Source organism: Xanthomonas albilineans (genome assembly GCF_002939705.1).
In the GTDB taxonomy this organism is placed as follows: Bacteria; Pseudomonadota; Gammaproteobacteria; order Xanthomonadales; family Xanthomonadaceae; genus Xanthomonas_A; species Xanthomonas_A albilineans.
This window is the reverse complement of sequence record NZ_MDCB01000002.1, coordinates 112940-134682: the sequence shown is the minus strand read 5'-3', so window position 1 is coordinate 134682 and position 21743 is coordinate 112940. Positions and strand designations below refer to the sequence as shown.

Below are 21743 nucleotides of genomic sequence, written 5' to 3'. Positions count from 1 at the left end.
CATCCAAGCTCCCGCATGCCGTCACTTTGCGTTTGCTCGGCCGCTGACCGCAGGAGTGCTACTGAGCGACGACGAAGGTTGTACTAAAATACGATTACCAGCAGCAGAGACAGTTACACCCTCCGACTCATAGATCACGCTCAATTCGGCAACTGCTTGCTGGATGCTGACAGTATTGATCTTGGCCACTGGCGCATAGAGCGTGTAATCGGACTGGATGCCGTAGGACAATTCCATATTGGAATCCTTAGACCAACGCTCGAGCATCGTCTTCAACGTGCCATCCACTGGCACAGCCTGATATACGTAAGAGGAGTAGAGCGGAATCTCCATCGTCGATGCGGAGAATCGGTTGACCGGCTTCCAGCTACCACGGAAGTCCGGTGCAGAACTGGTTGCGCAGGCGTTCAACAGCGTAATAGCGCTCAACGTAGCGATCAGCCGAAATATATGCGTTCTTTTCACGCAGGCCTCTGAATTACGGAAACGTTTCTGAATGGAAAAGCAAAATCCAGCCCGCCGCCCGCCTGGTCAAGGAACCTTCCTCCGACCCTGCACAGCACGCGCATCGTTTGATTGAGAAAACCGCGAACGGCTGACGTACACGCAATCGGATGAACACTGGAAATGCCCATGACGCAGCGATAGACGCCTAAAAAAGCAGAATGTGATAGCAAACTTTCCATGTCACCCTTGCGTGCATCGGCTTGAATGCACGTCCCTGTTCCTATTACTAATTACCGAGCAATCAAAAACTACTCGATGGAATTTGCCTCATAGGCATTGCCACGTCAAGTATTTGGCAAAAAAACGTTCAACTACTCGGAAAACGGTAAAATTGCGAGAATTTCATCACAAATCCAAAAGGTTGCGACGGAATGCCGGCGACTGACATGAACCGTTTAGTGAACTGACAGCATTAGATCAGCTAACAAAACTATTGCGCCGCCGCCAGGCGGGCGCGTACGGTGCTCAGAACCCTCACATACCACGAATACACTGCGGTTCCTGCGTACCATCTGCACCCATCTGGCGGCGGCTCGCGACGTTTTGTTAGGGTAATCCCCCCGATTTTAACAATCGCCATAAGTGGAGCTAAGGAATGCCTGAACAAGTCAGGCCTTCGAAATCAGCGACTTTAAGATTCAATGGGTTGCTCGCGCAAAAGACGGGGAAGATGGACTTGTTAAGACCTTCCCCAGGGAACGACAGATCGACCTCGATCCCCCCAGCCCTTCGCGGTTGAGAAGTCGTCCAGCGCGTTGAACAGCCGAAAGCTGCGACCATCGGCCAACTCGTCATGCATGAAATCCATCGACCCGACCTGGTTGATGGTCTGCGGTACGACTAGCGGCTCGGGCTTTTCCCGAACCAGCCACTTCTTCGGCTTGATCCACAGGTTCAACTCCAACTCGCGGTAGATTCGATAGACCCCGCCTGTGGTTCCAGCCCGCCCCTTCACATTGCGCAGGTACAGAAAGCACGGCCACCCCCAGTCGCGATGGGCCGTCTTCAGCCGGACCAGCCAGTCAACGATCTGGGCATTGTCCTCGCTGGCCTTAGCTTTGTACCGGAAGCAGGTCTGGCTCACCGCAAATGTCTGACAGGCGTGTCGGATGGTCGCGCGCCCTTCTACGACCGCTGATTGGGCCATCTCGCGCCGCTGAGATGGCCTTACCATTTTTTGCCAGCGCTTTCTTAAGCGATTCAGTACTGAGTCGGGCCTCGGCGTACATCTTCTTCAGGCGCCGGCTCCCTTCCTCCAGCGCCTTCATGCGCGCAACCATGGATACCTCCATGCCGCCGAACTTGCTACACCACTTGTGGAACGTCGCCGAGCTGATGCCGTACTCGCGGCACAGCTCCGGCACGGGTGTGCCGGCCTCGGCCTACTTGAGCACGGCGATGATCTGGCTGTCGGTGAAACGGGACTTTTTCATGAAACCTTCTCGGGAAAACGTACGAGAAAGTTCCATTCATGGCGTCGGCTAACCTGTGGGGGATTACCTGCCCACCTCATCGCGCTTGTGCTGGCGCGACGCCTCTGCGAACAAGTCAAACTTCAGCGCACTGCGGGGTATGATCATGGCAATACAAGGCAAGGATCAGGCGTTCTCTGCCACAATGGGAGTGGCTGGGTTTTGAGAGGTTCCCAACTGATTCGTGCAGAGAATCTCCCTAGCGGTCGTGTTAGCCAGTCTAAGCATCATCTGAATATGCTTTGCAATCCCTGTCACCGTGTTGCGACCGTCCAAAGCGTGAATGTCGATATCGATATTCCAGGCGATCGCGATCTCCACAAAGAAGAAGGCAAGTCTCAGTGACGATGCCCCCATGGCAAAAAGATCATCGTTTACCGATGCCAGTGGATAATCCGGCATGAGTCTGTGCCAAAGCGCCCACAGTTGTTGCTTGATAGGATCTTGTGGCAATTCTACCGTTTGTATTTGCGTGGCAAAGACCGGAAGAACACGAAGTTTTCCGCGATCGATTTTCCCGTTAGCATTAAGAGGAAACTCATCAATGAAGGTATAATGGCGCGGGATCATTGCTGGCTGCAAATGTTCCTTCAGGTACGACGTAATGCGTCCAAGCGCGGCACGGTCATGTGCCCGGGAGCTTTCTCCCATCTGTAGATGCATCACAAGAACCCCATCCGTCCCGTCCATGTCGTTCCATGTCACGACAGCGTGGCGTACATCCTCGCAAGCACTCAGGCACATCTCGATTTCGTTCAGACCGATCCGAACACCATCAATTTTGATTTGGTCGTCACGACGCCCTACGAAGACGAGATTGCCGTCATCGTCGAAAAACGCTAGGTCGCCAGTTCTGTATATCCGCTCGCCCTCGACTATTCCGGGCAGATTAAGGATTGAAAAACGGCTCGCATTGAGATCTTCCCTCCCTATATAGCCGGGTGACACAATAGGTCCACCGATGCAAAGCTCACCAACGATACCAGCAGCCACCGGCATCATCATTTGGTCGAGCAAATAAGTCCGGACATTGGGCAGGGAACGGCCTATGGGGACATGTCGCTTCGCACTCTTGTTGAAATCGCAAGCATGGGTTGACACGCAGATCGTCGTTTCTGTCGGGCCGTATATGTTAAAGAGGCGCAAAAATTTTGCAGGCCCGGCCGGATAAAATCGACTCGCAATTGCTGCTTCTCCACCAACAATAGCGGTGTGAAGCGTGCGTGGCAAGCAACTCGGGGCGGCTGCGAGTTTCGGCGCCCATTCATGCCAAACTGCTGTCGGTAGACATATAACATTCACCTGATGCTTATCCAGCATGGCGAAATACTCGGTCATCGAAAGCAATTCAGATCGTGAATGGATATAAACAGCACCGCCATGACATAGGCCCATGAAGATTTCGAGCAAGGAAAAATCGAAGGATGCTTCGGTGAATTGTCCTATTCTTGGTACACATTCCTGCAGTCTAAATACCTCCCGCGCAGCAAACATATGATGCGACAACGAGCCGTGGGTAATACGAACACCTTTGGGATGACCTGTACTTCCTGACGTATAAATAACGCAGGCATCGTCATCAAGGCAGACTTCTGGTAGAGTGATGGTTTCGATGTCAGTCGAGACCGGCATTCGATGGAGGTCGACGACAGGACACTGGATGTTGTCCAAACGAGCGCGCTTTGAACTTTCGCACAGAACGACTGCTACTGAACAATCGGCAACGATATAGGCATTGCGTGCGGGTGGATTGCGCATGCTTAACGGTACGTAGACCATGTTTGCCCGAAAAATACCGATGATGACGGCGATCCAGTCTGGTGAGCGCTCCATCAACACGCCAACGCGGCTGCGTGCAGGCAATCCTAATCTTATCAAGCCGTGTGCTATAGCACCTGCTCTGCTCCACAAGGTGCCGTATGTCATCTGCGTTTTATCATCCAGCACGGCCGGTGCCCGAGATTTCTCATACTCTGCATAGCGAGCAACGAGGTCAATCACGGGCACGATGGGGTACGGCCGCCTTGGGCCGAAGCCCGATTCAACGAGCACCTTCAGGTCCGTGTCTGAAACATAATAGAGTTCGTCAATCGCGCGATTAGGCCGCTCCACAATCGTTTCAAGCAAGTGGGATAGATGAGCCGCAAAACGATCTGCCACTGCATGCGGCAAATAATCATCACGATAAGAAAGACGCATCACACTTGACTTGGATAGATCGGAAAAGGCGATTTTGAGGACGCAGCCCGCCACGTCGAGCGATGCCATCTCCAAACTGTCGAACACATGTGCAATGACGGGTGTAAGTGCATCCTGGGTCGGATATGTGCCATTGGCGACACTCAGATGTTCAAGCAGAACAGAAAAGTGTTGCTGGCCAGGTTGATCTATTTGATAGGCTAGTAAAACTGGAACAACTCTCTTGCCGGGATCTTTCGTAGAGATTGCTACCTGAATTTCCAGACGCTCGACGTGTGTATACCGATATAGAAGTGCAGTTGTTGCTGCCGTCAGTACATCTGCTGGGCTTACGGCAAATGCAGCAGACAAGCTATGCACCGCCCTGGCAGCATTCCCGCTCAACGAATGTTCCACGATTCGCACGCGACCGTCACGTTCTCTATCGATACATGAGCGCCTCAAAGCGTCAATAATTTCAGTCATGCTGCTAGTGCCTCAATTAACGGCTTTTCTGCCTGTAACCGCATGAAATTATCCATTGCGACAAGGGCAGGAGTGTCTGCACGGCACGGCAAATAATGGTCTTCACCATCGAGAATGAGTTGTTCGGCCTGACTGAGAAATGCAAGAGGTAAATCGGAACCTTGCGGAGAAGCGATCTTATCTTCAGCGCTTGCGATCAAGAGCGCTGGCGTATCTATTGTAGTGCGGAGGCCCGACAAACCTTCAGCATAGACAGCATGCACGCACATTACATATTTGTAGAATGTTTCAGCATCACGTAGCGCGATGCTCGTGTACTGATAGAACTCCTGATTAACATCGACTTTTGCGGCGAGAATATCTCTTACGGTCGAAGCAACTCGGGGTCGTCCCGCACAGCTTTTGACAAGATCATAGAATTCGCGTTCGTAGGCCGTGCGGCTACTACTTTCAAATGCTCCGTTGCAGCACACCAGCGCAGAAAAACGATTTTCCAGTAACAAGGCCGCACGTACGGCGATCAAAGCACCAGTGCAATATCCGAACAACCCGGCACGAGATAGAGCGAAGTGATCCATAAGCGTAATGAGATCCCGAGCATGAGCAGAGGCGTCGATGGCCTCGTCAGTCAGACTGCTCATCGCACCATCCAGAACGAATCGGCTGTATATTACATAGACGGATGACCATCGACGCAGTTGCCGGATCATCGGCAACAAGGGGTCTGCTGTAACGCCGATTGGCAGTATAATGACATTGGCATAAGAACTATCCGGGTCGAGGCATACGTCGACCCGGATCCGGTGGCCGTCCGCAGCTATGAGCCACTGGCTGGATAGATGGCATGGCATCTCATTGTCGTTCAAAAGTAGTTCAATTGAATTTATCATAGCGATTTTTCTGTTTTTTACTCGGAAAAAGAAGCGAAGAAGTTTTTCACTGCGGTCACCACGTGCGGCATCTTCAAAATATTGGCATGTGAGGTTCCGGAAATTTCCAAATAATCCGCCTCCCGCCAGGCTGCCGCATAGGCTTGACCTTCAGCCAAATTAACCACTTCGTCGTCTCGACCCTGGATGATTAGGCCACGCTGTGGTCGTGGCATATGCGCGATGATGGATGATGGATCCTGCATCGTCAGATCATCACAGCCCTGATGGGAATTCAGCATGACCTTAAGAGTGCTCATCTCTTTATCAGTCAAGCGATGCATGCGTTGAAAATACTCAAACACCATAGAAGCGTGAAAGACACCCGATATCGTGACAAAATTATTGATACGCAACCCGCGGGCGATCGCATACCAAATCCAAAGGTTGCCAATCGAATGGGCCACAACACCGTGCAGCGCCCCTTCCCTGCAGATAATTTCTGCGAAAGCAGCAGCGACATCATCTGTCGAAAGTTTATAACTGTTGCTATTGCTTTCATCGGAAAAATCGATAAGCAAGGTGCGCCAACCTGATTCTGCAAGCGCATGAGCGATCGAGGCGAATTGGCTTCCCCTTCCGCTCACCCCATGGACGAGCAGAATATTCGGGCCCTCTCCCATGCTGCGCAGACCCACCCGCGTAGATTTTAGTGTAAAGCCACGCTCAGGAAGGGTTGACCAGAATCGACTCTCTTCCAGTGGACGTTTCGAGCGATGAAATAGATGCCATCGCTCGAAATATCTATCCATCGCTCTGACGGAACCTGGCTCCCGTTCGGATTTCAATCGGGCAGACTCTTTCATGGTGTCGCCATCGTGGCTGGAAGCGGACATGCAAGACGAGGAGGAAGAATGGCATCAACAGAAACCGTCTTGATCGGCAACTTTGAAAAGCCTCTTAAAACGCTGTTGAGTTGCCGCTCAGGAGGTTCCGATAAGACTATTAGTCTTGCGTGCCTCACCAATGCAGCGATAACCGCGCGGCCTAACCGTCTTGCCAGCCTTTGACCGATGCAGGCATGGACACCGCTGCCGAAACTGAGCGGACGTGACATGGGACGGTCGACACGAAAATCTCGACTGTTATCGAAAACTGCTTCATCATGGTTCGCGGAACCAAAGAGTATCGCGACTTTCGCATCGACTGGAAGGCTATAGCCATCTACCACAAAGGCCCGTTTCGTAGTACGCGCTATGATCTGCGACGGAGAATCGAATCGAAGCGCCTCATTGTAGGCGGCCGGGACTAGTGAAGGATTTGCACGTAGCATTTCCCATTGGTCACGATGGGTTGCTAGGCAATAAATCGCGTTTCCGATCGAATGCACCGTAGTATCGACGCTTGCAACGATTAGCGTCGAAAGCAGTTTGTCGGCTTCGAAGTCGGTAATAACACCTTGCGTGACAGCATCCTTTATCGCCGCACCGACGCTACCGGGTTCGAGCTTGTTGATGAAATAACCGAGAAGGGATTGCCCCTTCTGCATCGCCGCCAATCCGTTATTGACCCGTTCCCTGGCGGTCTTCTCGATAGTATTTGTGAGCGGACCATAGGCATTGAAATGCGCGTCAGTGAAAGCTGCCAACCTATGCCTACCGGTTTGCGGAAGGCCGAGAAGATCGTAGATCGCATTTTGGGTAACGGCTCGCGCCAGATCCGAAATGGCATCAAACTGCTCCTGTTGGACAAGGCTTTTGACCGTCTGATCGGCAATCACATCGATCTTTGACTCTAATATTGATAGCCTCTCAGCCATGAGTGCCGAATGCAGGACCCTTCGCAACCGGTCATGCTCTGGCGGGTCACTTGCCTGTATGGTAACGCCGACCTGGTAGGAATCCATCACGGCATTGAGTGTTACACCTTTTGCGGCTGAGAACGCATCATGATCCTCAAGAGCCTGCTTTGCCACTTGGTAACGGGTAAGAGCAAAGGCATTACAGCAAGACAGAAAGACGACAGGTCCGAGGACTCGCAATATTTCATAGCTATCATACGGGTCGGACAGACAACCTTCTGAAAACAAGTCAATGTCCGAAACGGGCGGCGTTTTTAGCACGGAATACCTCCCGAATTTAATAATAGAATAAATTTCTTTAAAGATGTCGCTTTACGGAGAAACCCCTGTCGCGTCATGAATTTTTCATGCGCCCTTTTATGTCCATTCGCATCGAAATCGTGCGGCCAGCATATTTACGTAGTGGATCCATAGGATGTTCGAAGTAGCAGAGTTAGCCAACCATAATAGCAGTCAAGCAACACAAGCTCAACTTCAAAGTGCAAAAAACCGCACTAACGCAGGATGCCCGCACGGGAAAGCAGTACAGCCATTAAGTCCCGAGGAGCGCCCCGTCCTGCATTGCGTCAGCATCAGATCGATTACCAGACACCTCAGGCACAGTACGTCGACATTATCGCGTGAACTTGGTCACCAGGACGATGCGACGTACGTTGCCAACCTTCCCGCCCATTGAATCGCCCCGGGCTTGAGCAGGCTTCAACTCTTGACAAAATGAAGCCATGAAGAGTTCGAACAAATTCTCACCTGAGGTTCGTGAGAATGTGGTGAGGACGGTGCAGTAGTAGCGTGAGGATTACCCGTCGCTATGAGCGGCCATCGAGTCGATCGCACTCAAGACTGGCTGCGTGCCGCAGACGCTGCACGAATGGGTCAACCGTGTGGAAGTCGATACCGACGTGCGAAACGGCGTCACGGCCAGCGAGGCCCAGCGCATGAAGGACCTGGAGCGCGAGAGTAAGTAAACCTGATTATCCCTGATGCTCAGTTGTGGGAATTGCTCGCCGCACGCAGAACCGTCTGATACGCCCAGAGTTTCCTAGACATCTCATGGCCATGGGAAATGGCAGATTCGGAAGTGTCCATGAGTAGCAAGCGGTATCCGGATGAGTTCAAGGTCGAGACGGTCCGCCAGGTGGTGGCGCACGTCGCCGAGCGGCTAGGCGTCACCACGCACAGCCTGTACGCCTGGCTACGCAGGTTCGGCAAGCCTGGCGTGGTGCAGCGTGCCGAGTTAGACCAGAGCCTGGAGGTTCGGCGCCTGAAGGCCGAGTTGCGCCGTGTGACCCAGGAGCGCGACATTCTAGAAAAGACCGCCGCGCACTTTGCCAAGCGGTAAAGGCAAAGTCCGCTTTTATGCAGGCTCATCGCAGGGAAGGAATTCAGGCTGTGTGCGATGTGCCGCGTGTTGCGCGTCAACCGGGCTGGCTATGACGCCTGGTGACGCTCGCCCAACAGTGAGCGCACCAAACAAGACGAGCGCTTGCTGGGATTGATCGAGCACTACTGGCTTGCCGGCGGTAGTGTCGATGGGCATCGCAAGATCGCCAAGGATCTGCGCGATCTGGGTGAATGTTGCAGTCGCCATCGGGTGCATCGGCTCATGCGCAGGCAGCGGCAAGGTTGGATGTACCTGGCGGTTGTGATCGATCTGTTTTCAAGCCAGGTCGTCGGCTTGGCGATGCGTGACCGGGCCGACGCCGAGCTGGTCGTGCAGGCCCTGTTGTCGGCGGTGTGGCGGCGCAAGCCCACACCGGGTGTCTGGTTCACTCGGACCAAGGGTCGGTCTACACCAGCGATGACTGGCAGAGTTTCCTGGCGCCCCATGGCTTGGTGTGCAGTATGAGCAGGCGCGGCAACTGCCACGAGCGCGAAGCCTGTCCCTGGGGCACAACGCCCCCGTGGAGAGCTTCTTCGGCCTGCTCAAACGCGAGCGGATCAGGCGGCTGCCTATCCCGCCAAGGACGCCGCACCACCGAGGTGTTCGACTGCATCGAGATGTTCTACAACCCCAAACGCCGCCATGGTTCAACTGACGACCTGTCCCCTGTAGAGTGCGAGCGGCGCTAAGCGCAACGAGGGTCATGAGTGTCTAAGAAATCCTGGGTGTATCACAGCAGAAAATCGATACTTCGGCCCAGAAGATTTACGCTGGCTCTCACTCACCGTCAGCATCAAACAGGAATGGTGCCTGATGATGAAATCAGTGTCGCGCGCGCGAGCACGGAGAGAAGCTGCCGCCCAGATCCGCGAACGTCAGCCACATCCGCGACGTGCTCCGCGAGCACCTGGAAACATCGCGGAAAAAGCAGTCGCGAGGTGGGTGTATGCAGGATTGATACGCCAAGTTCGACCCCACTTACCTGGGCGAGGCACGCAAGGCGCTTCAAGAAATCGTGCAAGACCTCGCGCGCGACACCACTCGGCTGTCTGCACTTGGTGTCAGTCCGGGGTCAGCCAATGGCCCATATGGGGAGGACCGATCCACCGAAACCGCTGTGCTGCTTGGGTTTCGAGTGGTGGGCGGTACAGGGTTCGAACCTGTGACCCCTACCATGTCAAGGTAGTGCTCTACCGCTGAGCTAACCGCCCTTCTCTGCAACAGCACACTGTCGCAGGGGCGCGCATTTTAGCCCACCTGACGGGCAAGAACAATAGCCGAGGGCGCGCTGCCGGCCAGACAGAAGACTAACCGACCAGACTGGTATCGCGTAGCTTCTTCATCTGGTCGCGCACGCGCGCGGCATCCTCGAATTCCAGGTCGCGCGCGTGCTGGTACATCTTTTGCTCCAACGCCTTGAGCCGCGCCGCGATTTCCGCCGGTTCAAGCGCGCGGTAGTCGGCCGGCTCTTCGGCCACGCGACGCGCCTTCCCCTTACCTGACTTGGCCTCGGCAGCGGACTCGCGTGCCCCCTCTAGGATATCCACGATCGGCCGCGCCACCGACTTCGGAGTGATGCCATGCGCAAGGTTGTACTCCACCTGCTTTTCGCGGCGCCGACCGGTCTCGTCGATCGCCGCCTGCATCGAGCGCGTCATCTTGTCCGCATACAGAATGGCTTTGCCGCGCAGATTGCGCGCGGCGCGGCCGATCGTCTGGATCAGCGAACCGGTGGAGCGCAAAAACCCCTCCTTGTCCGCATCCAGAATCGCCACCAGCGACACTTCGGGCATGTCCAGACCTTCGCGCAGCAGATTGATACCGACCAGCACATCGAACTTACCCAGGCGCAGATCCCGAATGATCTCCACACGCTCGACAGTATCGATGTCCGAGTGCAAATAGCGTACCTTCACCCCGTGCTCGCCCAGGTACTCGGTGAGGTTCTCGGCCATGCGCTTGGTCAGAGTGGTCACCAGCACCCGGTCTCCATCCGCCACGCGCAAGTTGATCTGCGATAGCAGATCGTCGACCTGGGTGGCGACCGGACGGATCTCCACCTGCGGATCGATCAACCCGGTTGGCCTCACCACCAACTCGGTCACCTCGCCTGCTGACTCGCGCAACTCGTAGGGCCCCGGGGTCGCCGACACATAAATGCTGCGCGGCGAGCGCGCCTCCCACTCTTCGAAGCGCAGCGGCCGGTTGTCCAGCGCCGAGGGCAGACGAAACCCGAACTCGACCAACGTCTCCTTGCGCGAGCGGTCGCCTTTGTACATCGCGCCGATCTGCGGCACGGTGACATGGGACTCGTCCACGACCAGCAAGGCGTCGGGCGGCAGGTAGTCGAACAGGGTCGGTGGCGGCTCGCCCGCCGCCTTGCCGGTCAGGTGCCGCGAGTAGTTCTCGATGCCGTTGCAGTAGCCCACCTCGGCCATCATCTCCAGGTCGAATTGGGTGCGCTGCGCCAACCGCTGTGCCTCCACCAGCTTGTTCTGCGCATATAGCTGTTCGAGCCGTTGCTTAAGCTCCAGCTTGATCGTATCCACCGCGCTGAGCGTGCGCTCGCGGGTGGTCGCATAGTGAGTCTTCGGGTAGATCGTGTAGCGCTGCAACTTGCGCAGGGTCTCGCCGGTCAGCGGATCGAACAGCGCCAACTGTTCGACATCGCCGTCGAACAGTTCGATCCGCAGCGCCTCGCTATCGGACTCGGCCGGGAACACGTCGATGACTTCGCCGCGCACACGGAAGCTGCCGCGATGCAGTTCGTACTCGTTGCGGGTGTATTGCAGATCGGTCAGGTGGCGGATCAATTGACGCTGCTCGATATGCTCGCCGATCGACAGGATCAAACGCAACGACAGATAGTCCTCTGGCGCACCCAGGCCATAGATCGCCGAGACCGTAGCCACCACCAACGCATCGCGGCGCGACAGCAGGGTCTTGGTCGCGGCCAGGCGCATCTGTTCGATGTGTTCGTTGATCGAGCTGTCCTTCTCGATGAAGGTGTCCGAGGACGGCACATACGCTTCTGGCTGGTAATAGTCATAGTAGCTGACGAAGTACTCGACCGCATTGCTCGGGAAAAATGCCTTGAATTCGCCGTAGAGCTGCGCCGCCAGCGTCTTGTTCGGCGCCATCACCAATGTCGGCTTCTGGATCGCCTGGACCACATTGGCGATGGTGTAGGTCTTGCCCGAGCCGGTCACACCCAGCAGGGTCTGCTTGGCCAGGCCGGCCTCGAAGCCAGCGACCAGCTTCTCGATCGCCTGCGGCTGGTCACCCGCTGGAGAATACGGCGATACGAGCTGGAAACGGTCGGACATACGCACACCTCAAAGGTGGGAGACGGCAACGGGTATCGACTGACCTCGCGCCGAGTAAATCTCCTACATGGGAACGCAGCACCCCCTCATTCAAGTCCTGTCACCTGACCATGAGACTGGCAGCCTCTCACTGGGAGAACGGCCATCATGCGGAAAGTCTGTAACAAAGGCTACACACTGCTCGAAGCAATGATCGTGATGGCACTGATCTGCATCGTCACCGGGATCGGCCTGCCTGGGTTCAGAGAATTGCGATCGAGCCATCGGTTGACGGCGACCATCCACCAAATCAGCACCTATTTCGCATTGGCGCGCAACAGCGCCATCAGTTCAGGCATCCCTGTCAGCGTCTGCCCTTCTCGCGGGGACGGCCGCTGTCGGCGCGACAGCGACTGGAGCCAGGGCTGGATGGTGTTCCGCGACCCTGAGCGGCGAGGTCAGCCCGATACGCCCACCAGCATCCTCAGCCAGGAAACCGCACCAGCCATCGGCTCGCTGGTCGTGCTATCCAGTCAGGACAGGTCTGCGATCCGCTTCTTCCCGGACGGGCTCAGCAGTGGCAGCAATCTCACGGTCAGGATATGCGAGCGCGGACGGCTACGCGCCACGGTTGTGGTGAACAACAGCGGCCGGACGCGCTCGGTCAAAGCGAAAGGAGAACGGTCGTGCCTAGCACCGGATTGAAAAGACGAACGCCGCGATTGCTCACGGTTTTCGTAGATACCCAGCAGCGCCTGGTATTGCGCTTCGTCGCTGCTATACCCATCCAGGAAGCGACGCCCAGTCAGTTGTCCGATCTGCTCGCGCACCAGCTTCTGTTCATAGTATCCATCGCCCAGGCGTTGCTGCATGGTGTCGGCGTTGCAGCCCATCTGACGCAATTTGATACGCCCAGGGTTCCGTAAACACCCATGACCCTCGTTGCGCGTAGCACCGCTCGCACTCTACAGGGGACAGGTCGCCAGTTGAACCATGGCGGCGTTTGGGGTTGTAGAACATCTCGATGCAGTCGGACGCGGCGTCCTTGGCGGGATAGGCTCGCCGCCTGATCCGCTCGCGTTTGAGCAGGCCGAAGAAGCTTTCCACGGGGGCGTTGTGCCCCAAGGGCAGGCTTCGCGCTCGTGGCAGTTACCGCGCCGTCTCATACTGCACCCCAAGCCATGGGGCGCCAGGAAACTCTGCCAGTCATCGCTGGTGTAGACCGACCCTTGGTCCGAGTAAACCAGGCACCCGGATGCGGGTTTGCGCCGCCAAACCCGCCGACAACAGGGCCTGCATGACCAACTCGGTATCGGCCCGATCGCGCATCGCCCAGCCGACGACCTGCGCCACTTTGAACCCGCGATCGATCACCTGGCGGAACGCCTCGAACTTGAACTCATCCGGATACCGCTTGCTACTCATGGACACCTCCGAATCTGCCATTTCCCATGGCCATGAGATGTCTAGGAAACTCTGGGCGTACCTCCCTGCGCGAGCGAGTAGCGCGACGATGAAGACCCCGGGGTGGGTCAGATTTAAATCGGCGTTGACAGAAATTACTGCAATGCAGCAGCAGGACCGAAGAATTCATAGCGCACCTGATCGCGGGGAACGCCTACTTCATCAAGCTGCTTTTTTAGCATCCGCATGAAAGGCTTAGGCCCTAAGAAGTAGACATCCACATCACGCACGCCTTCTTGCGCAGGTGGCAACCACGCTTTCAAATGGTCCAGCGTCAAGTAGCCTATCCCGTGCGGCGGCGCGTCCAGTCCTTCATCACGGTCATAGCAGTAGTAGTGCGAAAGCATCGGATGTCGTTTGGCAGCATTTTCGATCTGCTCCTTGAAAGCATGCACTTTGCTGTCTCGCGCGCAATGAATGAAGGTGATGTGTCGGCCAGTGCCAAGAGCCTCTTGGAGCAGCGGCAAAATTGGAGTGACCCCAACTCCCGCACTGATGAAGGCAATTGGCCGTGTCCCCGGCTTCAAGACAAATGCGCCACTTGGCGCGTTGAGTAGCAGCTCGCTCCCTACCTGCACATGGTCATGCAAGTAGTTCGAAACCACCCCACCCGGCTCACGCTTGACGCTGATGCGATAAGTCTTACCGTTTGGATAGGCGGACAGGGAATAATTGCGGCGAAACTCTTCATCATTGATCCAAAGATGGAGCCCAATGTATTGCCCGGGCTTGAAATCCATGACCGGCTTTCCGTCGATTGGAACCAGGTAGAATGAGGTGATCTCTTCACTCTCTTTGACTTTTGCCAAGACAACGAAAGTGCGGTCTCCACGCCATCCACCATGAGCGCGTGCTTGCTCCTCATAGCGCGTGCGCTCGGCGCCGATCAGAATGTCTGCCAGTTGCCCATAAGCTGCCGTCCAAGCATCCAGGACCGCTTGTGTTGCAATGGCCGGTCCCAAAACTTCGGCAATTGCCGCGATCAGGCACTTGCCCACGATACCGTAATGCTCAGGCTGGACTTGTAGTGCCACATGCTTGTTGACGATCTGGGACACCAACGGTCCAAGCGCTTCCAGACGGTTGATGTTCTTGGCATACATGAGCACACCATTGGCCAATGCCCGAGGTTGGTCGCCACTGGCCTGATGCGTGGCGTTGAAGTAAGGGCGCACCTCAGGGTGCTGTGCGAGCATGGTTTGATAGAAGTGGGTGATGAGCGCCTCGCCGCCTTGTTCAAGGAGCGGCACAGTTGAAGCAATAACAGCACGATGGGGGTCAGACAACATGATCGATCTCTCATTGGGTCAGCCACTACCTACGCAGTTACTGTGCCAACACAGCGCTCCAGTGAAATCAATCACTTCAAGGCCATTCGAGTCATAATGACCTCGTCGTCACGGAGTCACTTTGACTCTTAGGTCGTCGAAATGACTCACGCCCACCAACTTGCCGCCCTATTGCCTCTTCTGAGCGACCTCACCCAGGACCTGCCAGATGCCGAGCGGTATCGTCGTCTTCTCCAAGGGCTTCGGGCTCTCTTGCCTTGCGATGCCACAGCCCTGCTTCGCTTGGAAGGTCAGGAGTTGGTGCCGGTGGCCGTCAATGGTCTTAGCCCAGACACACTGGGTCGGCGCTTCCAAGTCACTGAGCACCCGCGTTTGGCTGAACTTCTGAATGCCAAAGGCCCCATTCGCTTTCCTGCCGACAGCCCTTTGCCAGATCCGTATGACGGGCTGGTGGAAGGCATTCATGGGCATTTGCCCGTCCACGATTGCCTTGGATGCGCGCTCACTGTCGAAGGAAGGCCCTGGGGGCTCTTGACCCTCGATGCGCTCGAAACCGAACGCTTCTCCGGTGTCGAACTTGACCTCCTTGAAGCCTTTGCAAGTTTGGCAAGTGCGTCAGTGGCGGCTTCATCCCGCATTCGGGTGCTGGCTGACCAGGCGAAAGCAGCACAAGAGCAAGTAGCCTATGCGCTCGAAAACCATCGTTCAGTGCGACAGCTCATTGGCCAAAGCAAAGCGATCAAGCAACTTCTCAAAGACATCAGTTTAGCCGGCCCCAGTGACCTTTTTGTGCTCATTCAAGGAGAAACAGGGGTTGGCAAAGAGCTGGTCGCGCGAGCGCTTCACGGCGCGTCGATGCGAGCAGACAAACCCATGATCAGCATCAACTGTGCAGCTTTGCCAGACACACTGGTTGAAAGCGAGCTTTTTGGCCATGTCAAAGGCGCCTACACCGGCTCCGTTTCGGATCGGCGCGGGAAATTTGAGCTTGCCCATACCGGCACGCTGTTTTTGGACGAGGTAGGCGAGCTCCCACTTGCCACCCAGGCCAAACTGCTGCGCGTGCTGCAAGAAGGACAGGTGCAGCGCTTAGGTTCAGACCGCGAACACCGCGTGGATGTGCGCGTCATTGCGGCCACCAATCGCGACTTGGCTCTACAGGTGCGCCAAGGCCTGATGCGTGCCGATTTTTATCATCGTCTCAGCGTGTTTCCACTCTTTGTGCCGCCCCTTCGGGATCGAGGCCGCGATGTGCTGACCGTGAGCGGCTTTTTCTTGGAAGAGGCCCGTGCACGCCATCGGCTCGGCGGGCTGCGACTAGATGCCAGTGCCCAGGCGGCACTGTTGTCGTATGACTGGCCTGGCAATGTGCGGGAGTTGGAGCACACCATCGGGCGAGCGGTCATTCGCGCATTGGGCGAACAAGCCACGCGCCCCCGCATCCTATCTCTGAGTGCAAGCGATCTTGGTCTTGCAGTGCATGAACCACTCAGCACTCCACTGCAGGCCACACGCCCACCCTCCATCACAGGCACCTTTCGAGGTGCAGTCGCTGCCTTTGAAGAGAGCCTGATCCGCAACGCCCTCGACCGACACAACTACCGTTGGGCAGCGGCGGCCCGTGAGCTGCACTTGGATCGCGCCAATTTGGCACGCATGGCCAAGCGCATGGGCATCAAGGGCCCCGCCTAGTCCCGGTAAGGCGCATGCTTGACGGGGGAGCTTACGCCTCCACTGACGAGGAGAAACACCACTGTGGGCCTTGAAAGCCCGTGACAGTGCTGCTGATACGCCCAGGGTTCCGTAAACACTCATGACCCTCGACCTGGCTTGAAAACAGATCGATCACAACCGCCAGGTACATCCAACCTTCATGCGTGCGGATGAAGGTGAAATCGCTCGCCCAGGCTGTCACCTCGAACTGCCGATCAAGTAGGTTAGCGGCCGATTTACACTGCGTTCCACCATCGAAGCGCGGTTTGCGACCATCGCCCACCTGGGCACGCAACCCCTGCCTGCGCATGAGCCGATGCACCCGATGGCGATTGCAACGTTCACCCAGATCACGCAGATCCTTGGCGATCTTGCGATGCCCATCGACACTACCGCTGGCAAGCCAGTGGTACTCGATCAATCTCAGCAAGCGCTCGTCTTGCTTGGCGCGCTCACTTTGGGGGAGCGTCACCAGGCGTCATAACCAGCCCGGTTGACGCGCAACACGCGGCACATCGCACACAGCCTGAATTCCTTGCGATGAGCCTACATAAAAGCGGACTTTGCCTTTACCGCTTGGCAAAGTCCGCGGCGGCCTTTTTTAGGATGTCGCGCTCCTCGGTCACACGGTGCAACTCGGCCTTCAGGCGCCGAACCTCCACGCTCTGGTCCAACTCGGCACGCTGCACCACGCCAGGGTTGCCGAACTTGCGCAGCCAGGCGTACAGGCTGTGCGCGGTGACGCCTAGCCGCTCGGCGACCTGCGCCAATTTGAACCCGCGATCGATCACCTGGCGGACCGCCTCAACCTTGAACTCATCCGTATAACGGTCGTAATCCCAGTCGCGAGATTCACGCCCGGATGGTGTCGCATGCTGGAGTGTGTCACTACCCCCATGGCATGCGCTGTCGCGCCTGCCATGGGAGCAATCGCACTGCAAGACCGACTACCAGAACCGTGCCGCACCAATCGACGCACCGGTATCGCCACGGCTGTTGGAACTGGCGCTAAGCCGGTAAACCCAACTGCCGCTTTCGGAAACCGTGGAAAGGCCGATCGCGATACCGCTTTGTCCGTGGTAGCTACTCAATGCCACCGCCATGGCATTCTGATCCGGCTGGTAGGCCTGTGGCAGGCTCGCCATCGCCATCGCAGCCGCCGTGCCGGCATTGGCGCGTTCACTGACTTTGCCGATATTGCTGTCGAGGCTTGCGAAACGTTGATCGGTATAGGTCTTCGACCAATCCTTCGCGGCCTGGACACCCGCATTCAGTTGGCCGACGTTGACCGCATCGGTCGTCGCCGTACCCGCGGCCACGTTATGCACGGTCACCGGAGCACTGACTCCGGCGGGATTGCCACGCCCCAGCGTCAGGCTCTGGTAATTGATGCTGCCATCGGCATTGGTGTCGTAGCCAACCGAACCATTCTGCACCTGTTGCACCTGCGACTGCACACCCTTGAGCTGCGCCACGTTGACCGCATCGCTGTCCTGCGAACCTGCCGCCACCCCATTGATCTGGCGATAGGCACCGTTGGCCGCATTGCCGACCGACACACTCGCCAGCGTGCTGGTGGTGGCGTTGATCGCTGCTGTCTGACTCGCGGTGGCATTGCTGGGCACATACCCCGCCGCACCGGCGGCAGTGGAGGCCACCGCGCCTGCACCCAACGCAACGCCACCTGCCTGGGTGACCTTGCTACCGGCACCAACCGCCACACCTTGCGTGGCCGCCGCCGATGCCGCCGTGCCCAATGCCACCGCATCGGCCAGCTGAACATTCGCGCCCTGCCCAATCGCGATGCCGCCCGGTGCGGTTTGCTGCACGACCGCGCCATTGCCGACACCGATGCCGTTATCGCCATTGACCACGGTCTGCGGCCCCACCGCCACCGATTCGGCGCCCACCGCCAATGCATCGGTCGCGGTGGAGTTGGCATGGAAATACTGGATCGGGGTCACCGCAAAGGATTGCAGCGAGCCGGCCAACTGACGAACGGTCACCGCATCCTGCGCTTGCGTGCCGTCGGCGATGTTGGTGATCTGCCGATAGCTGGTGCTGCTGCCAAGGCTAAGCGCACCGAGCAAAGTGCGGTCCGTGGTGTTGTAACTGATCAGCGAACTTCCCGCAGGAATCGTGCCGGTGGCGGCGGCCACGGCACGATTGGAGACGGCACCGGACCCCAGCGCCACGCTGTTGTCGATGCTGGCCGATGCGCCCAGGCCAGCCGCAAACGCTCCCTGGCCAGAGGCCAGCGCGTTCTTCCCCACCGCCGTCGCATTGCCACCGGTGGCGCCATCGTTTGCGAAATTACTGCCCATCACGCCGTTGTCGTTGGCACTGTAATAATGGATGGTCGTGGTCTGCACCGTGCTGGCCAGGCTTTGCACGGCACTGTTGGTGGCGAACAACTGGCTGCCATTGACGGCGTCCGTGCTGCTGGCACTGACCTGACCCGCCGCCAGATTGGTCAGCGTGCGCTCGTTGCCGGCACTGCCCACGCTGAGCGTGCCGACCGGCACGGTCCCCGCGAAGGAATAGACGGTCCCGTTGATCGTGGTCCCCGTGGTGCCGACCGCCGTAGCGGTCACTCTGCTGCCCTGCCCCAACGCCACGTTGACCCCGGTGACGCCCGCGGTGATGCTCGCGCCGCGGCCGATCACCACGCTGCTGGTGACGCCGTTGTCGCTGGCACCGCTGCCGGCCACCACAGAACCCACACCGTTCGCGGTGGTGGAAAAACCCAGCGCGAGCGCATTTTGTGCACCGGCGGTGGAAGCGTTACCCAGCGCCACCGCACTCTGCGCACTGGCGGTGGAGACCGGACCAATCGCCACGCTATCCGAGCCAGTGGCGGTCGCATCGGCTTGGGTCGAATTACTACGGAAATACTTGATGCCGCCACCGTTATCGATATTACTCACGGTGCTGCCCAAGCTCTGCACGGCACTGTTGGTGGCGAACAACTGACTGCCATTGACGGCGTCCGTGCTGCTGGCGCTGACCTGACCCGCGGCCAGATTGGTCAGCGTGCGCTCATTGCTGGCGCTGCCCACGCTGAGCGTGCCGACCGGCGCAGTCCCCGCGAAGGAATAGGTCGTCCCGTTGAGCGTGGTGCCCGTGGTGCCAACTGCCACCGCGGTCACGCTGCTGCCCTGCCCCAGCGCCACGTTGACCCCGGTGACGCCCGCGGTGATGCTCGCGCCGCGGCCGATCACCACGCTGCTGGTGATGCCGTTGTCGCTGGCGCCGCTGCCGATCACCACCGAACCCAGACCATTTGCAGTGGTGGAGAAACCCAGTGCAACCGCGTTGGTGCCACCGGCGGTGGAGGAGTTACCAATCGCCACCGCACGTTGCGCACTGGCGGTGGAGCTACCGCCTAGCGCGATGGCGTTCGAGCCGTTGGCCGTCGCGGTATCGCCCAGCGCGATGGCGCTCGCCGCACCGGCGGTGGACCCATTGCCCAATGCCACCGCGCCTTGCCCGATCGCACTATTGGCATTACCGATGGCGACTGCGCCGTTGGCCGCGGTGTTGCCAGCGGTATCACCGGCAGCCGTGTTGTCCGCGCCCACCGCCACCGCGCCGGTCCCGTTGGAGACGTTGGGATCGCCAATCGCCACCGCGCCGTCGCCGCTGGCGTTTTGACTCAGGCCGATCGCCACCGCTCCGCCCGCCGTCGTACCGCTATTGGCCGACGCCGTGGCGCCGATCGCCACGTTTTTGCCAGTGGTGCCGGATTGAGCGGCATTGCCGATGGCGATACCCGACACGCCCTGCGCATTGGAGACCGGACCGATCGCCACGCTGTCCGTGCCGGTGGCGGTCGCATCGGTTTGCGTCGAATTACCATGGAAATACTTGATGCCTAGACCATTATTGATACTGTTCACGGTGCTGCCCAAGCTCTGCACGGCGCTGTTGGTGGCGAACAACTGGCTGCCATTGACAGCATCAGTGCTGCTGCCCCCGATCTGCCCCGCGGCCAGATTGGTCAGCGTGCGCTCGTTGCCAGCGCTGCCCACGCTGAGCGTACCGACCGGCGAGGTCCCCGCGAAGGAATAGGTGGTTCCATTGAGCGTGGTACCCGTGGTACCAACCCCCGCGGAGGTCACCCTGCTGCCCTGCCCCAACGCCACGCTGACACCAGCGATGCCGGCGGCGATGCTCGCGCCACGGCCGATCACCACGCTGCTGGTGGCGCCATTGTCGTTGGCGCCGCTGCCGACCACGACCGAGCCCGTACCGCTTGCGGTCGCTGCATTACCTAACGCTGTTGCCAGCAGCGCATTGGCGACCGCGTTGTTGCCGATCGCCACGGCTTGCTGTGCAGCCATCGCATTGGTGCCCATCGCTACCGCAGCGATCACCGTGGCCTGGGCATTCGTGCCAATGGCGATGGTGTTGCTGGCAGACGACACCGACTGGCCACCGATGGCGATGGCGCCGGTGCCAGAGGCCTGCGCGCCGCTGGTGGAATTACTGCCAATTGCCACTGAACCGTCTCCCGAAGCAGTCGTCGAATTGGCCTGAGACAGCGGGAGTGTCCCCACGCCGCCAGTGCCGCCGGCACCGCCGATGGCAACGCTGTTCAATGCAGTGGCATTGCTGCCGAAACCCAACGCGGTGCTGGCGATACCGCTAGCCTGAGTCTGCAGGCCAAAGGCCGATGCCCAGCGCGCGGCCGTGGACTGGAAACCGAACACGGAAGCGCCGGCACCCGTCGCCTGACCGAAGCTACCGAAAATACTGACCGCATCCAGGCCGGCACCGGTCGCATTGCAACCGGCCACGTTTGCATAGGTGCCCGAGCCATCGACCGGGTAGGCATTGGTGGCCCCAGGATTGTTCCTGCCGACGAGAACGCCTGCGCCAGAGTTACAGGAAGTGACCGTGCCACTGGAATTAATCGGGGCAAAGACGCTGGCCCAGCACGTCGCCGAGCAACCCGCACTTGCCAGCGCCAGCGCCAGCGCGGATGCGGTCAACCGCGATCGACGCCGCGGGTCAATGCCGCTGCCGGCCACGACAGCACACGCGTCCAGTTTCAAGATCATCTTTGCGTGTCCAACGACTGCGTTCCAGCTATTGCTGTATGGCGTCTTCATTCATTTCCCCTGCGTGTGCGCCAATGGGAATTATCGATCAATCGCCCTATTGGCAATGAATTATCGGAATGTTTATTTTTTTACATAATAAAGACATAAGACCA

General features: G+C 57.9%; 11 protein-coding genes, 1 tRNA gene, 1 other RNA gene and 5 pseudogenes. 6 read left to right on the top strand and 12 right to left on the bottom strand.

Features of this window, described 5'->3' with window-relative positions:
• Positions 1–21: 21 nt before the first annotated feature.
• A complete protein-coding gene (locus XalbCFBP2523_RS02105; protein WP_012916334.1) occupies positions 22–465 on the bottom strand; it encodes a hypothetical protein in 444 nt (147 codons plus the stop codon).
• 518 nt (positions 466–983) lie between these two features.
• On the opposite strand from XalbCFBP2523_RS02105, the gene XalbCFBP2523_RS02100 reads away from it, so the two are divergent.
• Positions 984–1059: non-coding RNA, sX9 sRNA (locus XalbCFBP2523_RS02100), on the top strand.
• A gap of 117 nt (positions 1060–1176) precedes the next feature.
• Here XalbCFBP2523_RS02100 and XalbCFBP2523_RS02095 read toward each other — a convergent pair.
• The 5 genes and pseudogenes from XalbCFBP2523_RS02095 to XalbCFBP2523_RS02075 all read right to left on the bottom strand — a co-directional run.
• A pseudogene (locus XalbCFBP2523_RS02095) lies at positions 1177–1940 on the bottom strand (transposase); the annotation flags it as partial.
• Between the two features lie 165 nt (positions 1941–2105).
• Complete coding sequence (locus XalbCFBP2523_RS02090) at positions 2106–4643, bottom strand: amino acid adenylation domain-containing protein (protein ID WP_080928112.1); 2538 nt, start codon at positions 4641–4643, stop codon at positions 2106–2108.
• Positions 4640–5284: an alpha/beta fold hydrolase gene (locus XalbCFBP2523_RS02085; protein WP_158250769.1), complete on the bottom strand. Its 645-nt coding sequence runs from the start codon at positions 5282–5284 to the stop codon at positions 4640–4642. Before XalbCFBP2523_RS02085 ends, XalbCFBP2523_RS02090 begins: the two co-directional genes overlap by 4 nt.
• A gap of 266 nt (positions 5285–5550) precedes the next feature.
• On the bottom strand, positions 5551–6378 hold the full coding sequence (locus XalbCFBP2523_RS02080) for an alpha/beta fold hydrolase (protein WP_146084021.1): 828 nt from the start codon (positions 6376–6378) through the stop codon (positions 5551–5553).
• Entirely contained in the window at positions 6375–7634 is a 1260-nt protein-coding gene (locus XalbCFBP2523_RS02075; protein WP_146084020.1) for a cytochrome P450, read from the bottom strand. Before XalbCFBP2523_RS02075 ends, XalbCFBP2523_RS02080 begins: the two co-directional genes overlap by 4 nt.
• A gap of 461 nt (positions 7635–8095) precedes the next feature.
• Between XalbCFBP2523_RS02075 and XalbCFBP2523_RS02070 the strand changes: the two are divergent.
• Together XalbCFBP2523_RS02070 and XalbCFBP2523_RS02060 are read left to right on the top strand one after the other, a co-directional pair.
• Positions 8096–8335 (top strand): annotated as a pseudogene (locus XalbCFBP2523_RS02070) (IS3 family transposase); the annotation flags it as partial.
• Positions 8336–8457: 122 nt separating this feature from the next.
• Positions 8458–9443, top strand: a pseudogene (locus XalbCFBP2523_RS02060) (IS3 family transposase).
• Positions 9444–9890: 447 nt separating this feature from the next.
• Here the strand turns inward: XalbCFBP2523_RS02060 and XalbCFBP2523_RS02055 are convergent.
• Together XalbCFBP2523_RS02055 and uvrB are read right to left on the bottom strand one after the other, a co-directional pair.
• Positions 9891–9965: transfer RNA gene (locus tag XalbCFBP2523_RS02055), tRNA-Val, on the bottom strand.
• Positions 9966–10061: 96 nt separating this feature from the next.
• On the bottom strand, positions 10062–12080 hold the full coding sequence (gene uvrB / locus XalbCFBP2523_RS02050; protein WP_045765904.1) for an excinuclease ABC subunit UvrB: 2019 nt from the start codon (positions 12078–12080) through the stop codon (positions 10062–10064).
• Positions 12081–12227: 147 nt separating this feature from the next.
• On the opposite strand from uvrB, the gene XalbCFBP2523_RS02045 reads away from it, so the two are divergent.
• Both XalbCFBP2523_RS02045 and XalbCFBP2523_RS16745 read left to right on the top strand, forming a co-directional pair.
• Positions 12228–12764 (top strand): GspH/FimT family pseudopilin, encoded by a 537-nt coding sequence (locus XalbCFBP2523_RS02045; protein ID WP_012916361.1) that lies wholly within the window; start codon positions 12228–12230, stop codon positions 12762–12764.
• Positions 12746–12985: a hypothetical protein gene (locus XalbCFBP2523_RS16745; protein ID WP_162484471.1), complete on the top strand. Its 240-nt coding sequence runs from the start codon at positions 12746–12748 to the stop codon at positions 12983–12985. The genes XalbCFBP2523_RS02045 and XalbCFBP2523_RS16745 overlap by 19 nt, the downstream gene beginning before the upstream one ends.
• A 13-nt stretch (positions 12986–12998) precedes the next feature.
• Here the strand turns inward: XalbCFBP2523_RS16745 and XalbCFBP2523_RS02040 are convergent.
• Together XalbCFBP2523_RS02040 and hmpA are read right to left on the bottom strand one after the other, a co-directional pair.
• Positions 12999–13406 (bottom strand): annotated as a pseudogene (locus XalbCFBP2523_RS02040) (transposase); the annotation flags it as partial.
• A gap of 212 nt (positions 13407–13618) precedes the next feature.
• Positions 13619–14812: an NO-inducible flavohemoprotein gene (gene hmpA, locus XalbCFBP2523_RS02035; protein ID WP_045760797.1), complete on the bottom strand. Its 1194-nt coding sequence runs from the start codon at positions 14810–14812 to the stop codon at positions 13619–13621.
• 141 nt (positions 14813–14953) lie between these two features.
• On the opposite strand from hmpA, the gene norR reads away from it, so the two are divergent.
• Positions 14954–16504 carry a nitric oxide reductase transcriptional regulator NorR gene (gene norR / locus XalbCFBP2523_RS02030; RefSeq protein WP_045765905.1) on the top strand — a complete coding sequence of 517 codons (1551 nt, stop codon included), beginning with the start codon at positions 14954–14956 and terminating at the stop codon, positions 16502–16504.
• Positions 16505–16628: 124 nt separating this feature from the next.
• Here norR and XalbCFBP2523_RS02025 read toward each other — a convergent pair.
• A pseudogene (locus XalbCFBP2523_RS02025) lies at positions 16629–17316 on the bottom strand (IS3 family transposase); the annotation flags it as partial.
• Positions 17317–17472: 156 nt separating this feature from the next.
• Complete coding sequence (locus XalbCFBP2523_RS02020; RefSeq protein ID WP_158250768.1) at positions 17473–21588, bottom strand: YadA-like family protein; 4116 nt, start codon at positions 21586–21588, stop codon at positions 17473–17475.
• Between the last annotated feature and the right edge of the window lie 155 nt (positions 21589–21743).

Coding starts and splice junctions, on each gene's coding strand:
- XalbCFBP2523_RS02090 (WP_080928112.1), bottom strand. CDS start 4,643: ATGACTGAAATTATTGACGCTTTGAGGCGCTCATGTATCGATAGAGAA.
- XalbCFBP2523_RS02080 (WP_146084021.1), bottom strand. CDS start 6,378: ATGAAAGAGTCTGCCCGATTGAAATCCGAACGGGAGCCAGGTTCCGTC.
- norR (WP_045765905.1), top strand. CDS start 14,954: ATGACTCACGCCCACCAACTTGCCGCCCTATTGCCTCTTCTGAGCGAC.
- uvrB (WP_045765904.1), bottom strand. CDS start 12,080: ATGTCCGACCGTTTCCAGCTCGTATCGCCGTATTCTCCAGCGGGTGAC.
- XalbCFBP2523_RS02020 (WP_158250768.1), bottom strand. CDS start 21,588: ATGATCTTGAAACTGGACGCGTGTGCTGTCGTGGCCGGCAGCGGCATT.
- XalbCFBP2523_RS02045 (WP_012916361.1), top strand. CDS start 12,228: ATGCGGAAAGTCTGTAACAAAGGCTACACACTGCTCGAAGCAATGATC.
- hmpA (WP_045760797.1), bottom strand. CDS start 14,812: ATGTTGTCTGACCCCCATCGTGCTGTTATTGCTTCAACTGTGCCGCTC.
- XalbCFBP2523_RS02085 (WP_158250769.1), bottom strand. CDS start 5,284: ATGAGCAGTCTGACTGACGAGGCCATCGACGCCTCTGCTCATGCTCGG.